The 7,847-nt window shown below is 52.4% G+C and carries 7 protein-coding genes; 5 read left to right on the plus strand and 2 right to left on the minus strand.

Features of this window, described 5'->3' with window-relative positions:
- The 5 genes from rbsA (at position 1) to rbsR (ending at position 5,390) form a co-directional block, all read left to right on the plus strand.
- Positions 1-1,515, plus strand: a complete 1,515-nt coding sequence (gene rbsA / locus D6029_RS06045; RefSeq protein ID WP_120063891.1) for a ribose ABC transporter ATP-binding protein RbsA — start codon at positions 1-3, stop codon at positions 1,513-1,515.
- Positions 1,512-2,477, plus strand: coding sequence for a ribose ABC transporter permease (gene rbsC, locus D6029_RS06050; protein ID WP_120063892.1), 966 nt, complete (start codon positions 1,512-1,514; stop codon positions 2,475-2,477). Before rbsA ends, rbsC begins: the two co-directional genes overlap by 4 nt.
- A 28-nt stretch (positions 2,478-2,505) precedes the next feature.
- Positions 2,506-3,393 (plus strand): ribose ABC transporter substrate-binding protein RbsB, encoded by an 888-nt coding sequence (gene rbsB / locus D6029_RS06055; RefSeq protein WP_120063893.1) that lies wholly within the window; start codon positions 2,506-2,508, stop codon positions 3,391-3,393.
- A gap of 72 nt (positions 3,394-3,465) precedes the next feature.
- Complete coding sequence (gene rbsK, locus D6029_RS06060) at positions 3,466-4,395, plus strand: ribokinase (RefSeq protein ID WP_120063894.1); 930 nt, start codon at positions 3,466-3,468, stop codon at positions 4,393-4,395.
- A 2-nt stretch (positions 4,396-4,397) separates the two neighbouring features.
- Complete coding sequence (rbsR, locus tag D6029_RS06065; RefSeq protein ID WP_120063895.1) at positions 4,398-5,390, plus strand: ribose operon transcriptional repressor RbsR; 993 nt, start codon at positions 4,398-4,400, stop codon at positions 5,388-5,390.
- On the opposite strand, the gene mdtD is transcribed toward rbsR, so the two are convergent.
- Both mdtD and D6029_RS06075 read right to left on the minus strand, forming a co-directional pair.
- Positions 5,387-6,769 (minus strand): multidrug transporter subunit MdtD, encoded by a 1,383-nt coding sequence (gene mdtD / locus D6029_RS06070; RefSeq protein WP_120063896.1) that lies wholly within the window; start codon positions 6,767-6,769, stop codon positions 5,387-5,389. The genes rbsR and mdtD overlap by 4 nt on opposite strands.
- A 43-nt stretch (positions 6,770-6,812) precedes the next feature.
- Positions 6,813-7,511 carry a FadR/GntR family transcriptional regulator gene (locus D6029_RS06075; protein WP_120063897.1) on the minus strand — a complete coding sequence of 233 codons (699 nt, stop codon included), beginning with the start codon at positions 7,509-7,511 and terminating at the stop codon, positions 6,813-6,815.
- Positions 7,512-7,847: the final 336 nt, after the last annotated feature.

The following is a 7,847-nucleotide window of genomic DNA, read 5'->3' on the forward strand; positions in this document are numbered from 1 at the left end:
ATGGAACCGTTACTGCAACTAAAAGGGATCGATAAATCGTTCCCTGGCGTAAAAGCCCTGTCAGGTGCGGCGCTGAATGTTTACTCGGGGCGCGTGATGGCGCTGGTGGGTGAAAACGGCGCTGGCAAATCCACCATGATGAAAGTGCTGACCGGCATTTATCAGCGTGATGCGGGTTCACTGTTATGGCTTGGCAAAGAAACCACTTTTACTGGCCCGAAATCCTCACAGGAAGCGGGCATCGGGATTATTCACCAGGAACTCAACCTGATTCCGCAGCTTAGCATTGCGGAAAATATCTTCCTTGGCCGTGAGTTTGTTGGCCGTTTCGGCAAGATTGACTGGACGAAAATGTACGCCGAAGCAGACAAACTGCTGGCGAAACTGAACTTGCGCTTTACCAGCCAGAAGCTGGTGGGCGATTTGTCGATTGGCGATCAGCAGATGGTCGAAATCGCTAAGGTTTTAAGCTTTGAGTCCCGAGTCATCGTCATGGACGAACCGACCGATGCGCTAACCGACACCGAAACCGATTCTCTGTTCCGCGTGATCCGCGAGCTGAAAGCTCAGGGGCGCGGCATCGTTTATATCTCGCACCGCATGAAAGAGATCTTCGAGATTTGCGATGACGTGACCGTGTTCCGCGACGGGCAGTTTATTGCCGAACGTGAAGTGGCGACGCTGACCGAAGATACGCTTATCGAAATGATGGTCGGGCGCAAACTCGAAGACCAATATCCGCGTCTGGATAAACAACCTGGCGACACACTTCTGCGCGTCGACAACCTTTCCGGCCCTGGCGTCCACGACGTGAGCTTCACTCTGCGTAAAGGTGAAATTCTGGGCGTTGCGGGTTTGATGGGCGCGGGTCGTACCGAATTAATGAAAGTGCTGTACGGCGCACTGCCGCGCACAGGCGGATATGTGGCGCTGGAAGGCCGCGAAGTGGTGACGCGTTCCCCACAAGACGGCCTGGCAAATGGCATCGTTTATATCTCAGAAGACCGCAAGCGCGACGGGCTGGTGCTCGGCATGTCGGTTAAAGAAAACATGTCGTTGACCGCGCTGCGCTATTTCAGCCACAACGTGGGCAGCCTGAGACACAAAGATGAACAGCAGGCGGTGCAGGATTTTATCCGCTTATTCAACGTGAAAACTCCGTCGATGGAACAGCCGATTGGCCTGCTTTCCGGTGGTAATCAGCAAAAAGTGGCGATTGCCCGTGGCCTGATGACGCGCCCGAAAGTGTTGATCCTCGATGAGCCAACACGCGGTGTTGACGTTGGAGCGAAAAAAGAAATTTACCAGTTAATTAACCAGTTCAAAGCTGATGGGTTGAGCATCATTCTTGTTTCGTCAGAAATGCCAGAAGTGCTCGGCATGAGCGACCGGATTATGGTGATGCATGAAGGGCATCTTGGCGGGGAATTTACCCGTGAAGAGGCCACCCAGGAAATATTGATGGCGGCGGCCGTCGGCAAGCTAAATCGCGTGAATCAGGAGTCTGTAAAATGAGTACCCAGTCTATTCCGACCCGTCGCTGGTTCACCAAAGCGTGGCTGTTAGAACAAAAATCACTGATCGCACTGCTGGTGCTGATTGCGATTGTCTCGAGCCTTAGCCCGAACTTTTTCACCGTCAATAACCTGTTCAATATCCTGCAACAAACCTCCGTGAACGCCATCATGGCGGTTGGGATGACGCTGGTCATTCTGACTTCCGGGATCGACCTGTCCGTCGGTTCTTTGCTGGCGCTGACCGGAGCGGTAGCCGCGTCGATTGTTGGCTTAGAAGTGAATGCGCTGGTGGCGGTTGCCGGGGCGCTGGCTTTAGGTGCGGCAATCGGCGCGGTGACTGGCGTGATTGTCGCAAAAGGGCGAGTGCAGGCGTTTATCGCAACACTGGTGATGATGCTTTTACTGCGCGGCGTGACAATGGTTTACACCAACGGCAGCCCGGTCAACACTGGTTTCTCTGACAACGCTGATGTGTTCGGCTGGTTTGGTATTGGCCGCCCGTTGGGGATTCCTACTCCGGTGTGGATTATGGGTGTGGTCTTCCTGGCCGCGTGGTACATGCTGCACCACACACGCCTGGGCCGTTATATCTATGCGCTGGGCGGTAACGAAGCGGCAACGCGTTTGTCCGGTATCAGCGTTAACAAAGTCAAAATTATTGTTTACTCACTTTGCGGTCTGCTGGCGTCATTGGCCGGGATCATCGAAGTGGCGCGTCTTTCCTCTGCACAACCAACGGCGGGTACGGGCTATGAGCTGGATGCCATCGCTGCGGTGGTTTTGGGCGGAACAAGCCTGGCGGGCGGGAAAGGGCGAATTGTTGGGACGCTGATCGGTGCGCTGATCCTGGGCTTCCTTAACAACGGGCTGAATTTATTAGGTGTTTCTTCTTATTACCAGATGATCGTCAAAGCAGTGGTTATTTTACTGGCGGTGCTGGTGGACAACAAAAAGCAGTAACAATCATAACCCTACAGGACATCTGACTATGAATATGAAAAAACTAGCTACCCTGGTTTCCGCTGTTGCACTGAGCGCCACGGTCAGCGCTAACGCGATGGCGAAAGATACTATCGCGCTGGTTGTTTCCACATTGAATAACCCGTTCTTCGTTTCTCTGAAAGACGGCGCGCAGAAAGAAGCCGATAAACTGGGCTACAACCTGATTGTTCTGGACTCGCAAAACAATCCGGCGAAAGAGCTGGCAAACGTGCAGGATCTGACGGTTCGCGGCACCAAGCTGATGCTGATCAACCCGACCGATTCCGATGCGGTGGGTAATGCGGTGAAAATGGCGAACCAGGCTAAAATCCCTGTGATTACCCTCGACCGTATGGCGAATCAGGGCACCGTAGTAAGCCACATTGCTTCGGATAACGTTGCTGGCGGCAAAATGGCCGGTGATTTCATCGCTAAGAAATTGGGTGAAGGCGCGAAAGTTATCGAACTGCAAGGTATTGCGGGTGCTTCTGCTGCCCGTGAACGTGGCGAAGGCTTCAAACAAGCAACGGCTGCGCACAAATTTACTGTGTTGGCGAGCCAGCCTGCTGACTTCGACCGTACTAAGGGCTTGAACGTGATGCAGAACTTGCTGACTGCGCATCCAGATGTGCAGGCGGTATTTGCTCAGAACGATGAAATGGCGCTGGGCGCGTTGCGTGCACTGCAAACCGCGGGTAAATCTGACGTACTGGTGGTGGGCTTCGATGGCACCGCTGACGGCGTGAAAGCTGTTGAAGGCGGCAAACTGGGTGCAACCGTTGCACAGATGGCTGACCAGATTGGTGTTATCGGCGTAGAAACCGCAGACAAAGTATTGAAAGGCGAGAAAGTCGACTCGAAGATCCCGGTTGAATTGAAGCTGATTACCAAATAAGACAACAATAGAAAAGCACGGCACCGCGCCACTCCAGAACCTGGGGTGGCGCACTTAACTGGACGGATAAAAATGAAAACGAAAGGCAAGCTCGTCGTCCTTGGCAGCATCAACGCTGACCACATCCTGAACCTCGAACATTTTCCGACGCCGGGTGAAACCGTTACCGGGCAAGAATACCAGGTCGCGTTCGGTGGGAAAGGGGCCAACCAGGCAGTTGCTGCCGGGCGCAGCGGCGCAGACATTGCCTTTATTGCCTGTGTGGGCGACGACGACACAGGGAACCGCGTTTGCAAACAACTGGCAAGCGACAAAATCGACACCTCGCCGATCAGCACTATTAAAGATGCTTCAACCGGTGTTGCGCTGATCTTCGTGAATGGCGCGGGTGAAAACGTGATTGGTATTCACGCCGGAGCGAACGGTGCATTAACGCCTTCGCTTGTTGCGGAACAGAATCAAAAAATTGCAGAAGCTTCTGCACTTTTAATGCAGCTTGAGTCACCGCTGGAAAGCGTGCTGGCTGCGGCTAAAATTGCTCATCAGAACCAAACTAAAGTCGTGCTCAACCCTGCACCAGCCTGTGAATTATCAGACGAGCTGCTCGGGCTGGTGGATATGATCACGCCAAATGAAACCGAAGCGGAAAAGCTGACGGGCGTGCGCGTCGAAAATGACGACGACGCAGCGGTTGCGGCTAAAGCACTGCATGCGAAAGGCATTCAAACGGTCATTATTACGCTTGGCAGTCGCGGCGTTTGGCTTAGTGAAAACGGCAAAGGTCAGCGCGTGCCAGGTTTTAAAGTTAAAGCAGTGGATACCATCGCCGCTGGTGACACCTTTAATGGCGCACTGGTGACGGCCTTGCTGGAAGAAAAACCAATGAATGAAGCGATTCGTTTTGCGCATGCTGCTGCCGCCATCGCCGTGACACGAAAAGGCGCGCAGCCTTCCGTACCGTGGCGTCATGAAATCGACGAGTTTTTGCAACAGCAAGGATAATCATGGCCACCATGAAAGACGTCGCGAAAATGGCCGGGGTTTCGACTTCTACCGTTTCGCACGTCATTAATAATGACCGCTTTGTGAGTGATGCCGTTCGCGCAAAGGTCGATGCGGCAATCAAGACGCTTAACTATGCGCCATCCGCTCTGGCGCGTAGCCTCAAGCTCAATCAAACGCACACTATCGGGATGTTAATTACCGCCAGTAGCAACCCATTTTATTCGGAACTGGTGCGTGGCGTGGAACGCAGTTGTTTTGAACGCGGCTATAGCCTGGTTCTCTGCAATACCGAAGGCGACGAACAGCGGATGAACCGCAACCTGGAAACGCTGCTGCAAAAGCGCGTCGACGGCCTTCTTCTTTTATGTACCGAAACCCATCTCCCTTCGCCTGACATCATGAGTCGCTATCCTTCCATTCCAACCGTGATGATGGACTGGTCGCCTTTCGAGGGCGAAAGCGATGTGATTCAGGATAACTCGTTGCTTGGCGGCGAAACGGCAACGCAACATCTTATTGATAATGGTTATACCCGCATCGCTTGCATCACTGGCCCGCAAGATAAAACGCCAGCGCGTTTGCGTCTTGAGGGATATCGCAATGCGATGAACCGCGCAGGACTTGAGATTCAACAAGGGTATGAAATTATCGGTGACTTTGAGTTTCAGGGCGGTTTCACTGCGATGAATTCACTGCTTGCGCTGGAACAGCCGCCTCATGCCGTATTTACCGGCAACGATGCGATGGCCGTTGGCGCTTATCATGCGTTATATCAGGCGGGTTTGAAGGTTCCGCAAGATATGGCGGTGGTGGGTTACGACGATATCGAACTGGCGCGTTATATGACGCCGCCGCTCACGACGATTCATCAGCCTAAAGATGAACTGGGTGAGTTGGCCGTTGATGTGCTGATACATCGAATGGCGCAACCCACCCTGGAGCAACAGCGCCTGTTTCTGACGCCTGAGCTGGTGGAACGCGGTTCCGTCTAGCGCTTGATCATGTTGCGCCCGTCTTTCGGGCGTAGCAGCAAGAACACCAAAGCAGAAACCAATGTCACCGCGCCCATCGTCAGGAAGGTGTAGTGGAATTGCTCCACAGTATTGATGCTTTCGATTCCTTCATAGAGACGAAGCACCGCCGCACTTACCGCCACGCCGAGACTAATAGCAAGTTGTTGCGTTACGGCCAGTACACTGTTGCCGCTACTGGCGTTTTCGTCCGTGAGATCGGCAAGCGTAATGGTGTTCATCGCGGTGAACTGCGTGGACATCGCCATCCCCAGAATAAACAGCGGCAGAATCAGCAGCCAAACTTCCATACCCGGCGACTGCAATGAAAATTGCCCAATCAGCAAGCCGATGATCAGAGTCACGCAGACTAACGTTGTCCTGTAGCCCAAACGGCGCAAAACTTGTGTCACTGTCGATTTCGCCAATAACGAGCCAATGGCCGTTGGGGCCATCATGCATCCGGCAATTAACGCCGAATAACCAAAACCAACCTGAAGCATTAACGGCATCAGGAACGGCACACAACCGGTGCCGAGGCGCGAAGCCAAATTCCCTATAATACCGACAGAGAAGGTTCTGGTACGAAACATTGGCAGCGCGATGAGTGGGGTTGGGTGGCGGCGTGCGTGCCAGATATAAGCTGCCAGCAAAACAAGCCCACCTAATATCGTCAGAATGCCGATATAACTGGCGACAATCCGCTCGCCGAATAACTCCATCCCGCTAGAAATACAGACCAGGCTTAAGCCAAATAGAAGGAAACCTGTCATATCAAAGCCACGGCGCGGGGTCGTGAAGTTTGGCATGTACTTGCGGGCGTAAATCAGCCCGAGAATGCCGATAGGGATATTAATGAGGAATATCCAGTGCCAACTCGCCCACGTCACTAAAACCCCACCGAGAAGTGGCCCGAGGATCGGGCCGACAAGCCCTGGCATGGTGACGAAATTTAGAACGGGCAATAACTCACTGCGTGGATAGGCGCGTAGTAATGCGAGTCGTGCTACCGGCATCATCATCGCCCCGCCAATTCCCTGTATCACTCGGAAGATAACTAACTGCCCAAGCGAGTTTGACATCGCGCAGGCAAACGAGCCGAGAGTAAAGAGGGAAACCGCGAACATAAATACGCGACGAGTGCCGAATCGGTCGGCAAGCCATCCGCTGACGGGGATCAGCATCGCAACGGTTAAGGTGTAACTGATTATCGCGGATTGCATGGCCAGCGGCGAGCGCCCAAGACTATGGGCGATTGCGGGTAATGCGGTGTTGAGAATCGTGGCATCCAGCGCCTGCATAAAGAAAGCCATCGCCGCTATCCACGGTAACCCGGCCATACTGCGAGCTGTTTTGGTCATTTTTATCCTGATGGTTTAAACGCATCCAGGAGAAGGCGAGTCTTTACCCTTGAACGAAAGGTTCTTTTAACAGTGTCTGACCGGCGATTAACGCAGCCTGACTGTCGCCCTGGGTAATGGCATCAACGATTGCCTGGTGCAAGTCGAGCTTAATAACTTCGTTATTGGTTATTGCGGTGAAGTAATTGTAATAAATAGAACGGAATAAGTTAGCGAAAGAACAAAGGAAAGGGTTACCACTCATTGCATAGATTTGCTCGTGGTACGCCATATCGACTTCTATCCAGCGTTGACGGTCGAATGCGCCTTTCAGATTGACCATTTCAGCCATCATTTCATTAAGGACAGCTTTCTGCTCTTTAGTCCCATTTATAGCAGCCATTGCGCAGGCCTGGGGTTCCAGGCTATTTCGCATCACCAGGAAGTAATCCACCACGTCATTAAAGTTCTCTTCTGTCATCCACCAGGTTAGCAGTTCCTTATCAAGGAAGTTCCAATGTCTGCGAGGCATAACGCGAGTACCAATCCGCGGGCGCGGTAAAACCATCCCTTTCGCGGTCAATGTCTTTACAGCTTCACGAACAGCTGTGCGGCTAACACCGAAGAGTTCACCTAATTCGATTTCACCAGGTAAAATACTACCCGCTTCGTACTCACCTCTGAGGATACCTTGGGCGAGTTTCTCCGCCAGTACATAAGAAAGGTTCTTTTGTGCCGCGAGTTGTTGTGCAGATAAAGACATGAATGCAGATCCTTTAGCTTTGTTTCTTTTATTAGTATGCCACCAGGTCTTAATTTGTGATGCTTAAAACAGCAAATATCCCGTGTTACGTGGCTTTTACAGTGCTTTTGGCGAAAAAAAACGCGACTGGTAATCTTTTTGCAATAAACACTTGTCAGCCTCCGGAAAATCCCTATACTGCGCCTCCACTGACACGGCACAACGGCTTACAAACCGGCTCGTCAGCCAGATGAAAAGCGAAAATAAACGCTTGACTCTGAAAGAGGAAAGCGTAATATACGCCACCTCGAGTTAGCAAGCGAAAGCGCCTAACTTACTGCTCTTTAACAATTTATC

Source organism: Buttiauxella izardii, assembly GCF_003601925.1.
GTDB classification, from domain to species: domain Bacteria; phylum Pseudomonadota; class Gammaproteobacteria; order Enterobacterales; family Enterobacteriaceae; genus Buttiauxella; species Buttiauxella izardii.